Source organism: Streptomyces sparsus (assembly GCF_054776295.1).
Genome location: NZ_BAAHCA010001265.1, coordinates 1 through 1,129, shown reverse-complemented (window position 1 = coordinate 1,129; position 1,129 = coordinate 1). Strand labels below are relative to the sequence as shown.

Annotated in this window: 1 protein-coding gene; it reads right to left on the bottom strand. The window is 74.0% G+C overall.

What is annotated here, in order from left to right:
• Window positions 1-1,076: adenosylmethionine--8-amino-7-oxononanoate transaminase (locus ACYVE9_RS27800; RefSeq protein ID WP_461030655.1), on the bottom strand; the 1,076-nt coding region annotated here is incomplete at its 3' end.
• Window positions 1,077-1,129 lie beyond the last annotated feature (53 nt).

Here is a 1,129-nt window from a genome sequence, read left to right as displayed (position 1 = left end):
TCGGCCAGGCCGGCCCGCAGACCGGCCTCCACGCGCCGCACCTCGCCCCTCCAGTCCTGGTCGAGCAGCAGGCCCACCGACGCGTCGGCGACCGCCGCGGCCAGCGGGTTCGCCATGAACGTCGGCCCGTGGGCCAGCACGGGCACCTCACCGCGGGAGATGCCCTCGGCCACCCGCGGCGAGCACAGCGTCGCCGCCATGGTGAGGTATCCGCCGGTAAGCGCCTTGCCGACGCACATCACGTCGGGGCTGATGCCGGCGTGTTCCGCGGCGAACAGCGCGCCCGTCCGGCCGAAGCCGGTGGCGATCTCGTCGAGCACCAGCAGCGCACCCGTCTCGTCGCACACCTCACGCAGCACCCGCAGGTACGCGGGGGAGTGGAACCGCATGCCGCCAGCGCCCTGGACGACCGGTTCGACCACCACCGCGGCCAGCTCGTGGGCGTGCGCGCGCACCGCCTCCCGCAGCTCGGCCGCGTAGGCGGGGTCGGGCTCGGCGTCGAAACCGGCGGGCGGAGCGGGGGTGAAGACCTGCCGGGGCAGCACCCCCGACCACAGGTGGTGCATGCCGCCGTCCGGATCGCACACCGACATCGGCTGCCAGGTGTCGCCGTGGTAACCGCCGCGCCAGGTCAGCAGCCGCTGCCTGCCCGGCTCACCGACCGACCGCCAGTACTGCAGGCACATCTTCACCGCGACCTCGACCGACACCGAACCGGAGTCGGCGAGGAAGACGTGTTCCAGGCCCTCCGGGGTGATGTCGACGAGCCGCTTGGCCAGCCGCACGGCCGGCTCGTGGGTGAGCCCGCCGAACATCACGTGGCTCATCCGCCCCAACTGCTCACGGGCGGCCTCGTTCAGCACCGGGTGGTTGTAGCCGTGCACGGCCGACCACCACGACGACATGCCGTCGACGAGTTCCCGCCGGCCCTCGACGGGCTCGGCGAGCCGCAGCCGGACACCGGACGCCGACTCGACCGCGAGGGGCGCCCGGCGCCCGGGCATCGGTCCGTACGGATGCCAGACGTGCTGCCGGTCCAGGGCCAGCAGCTCGTCCAGGGGCATCGGCTCACGCATTGGGCGGCAGGTCCGTACCGGCACCCCGGCGGCGCACCGCGACGCGCGCACCC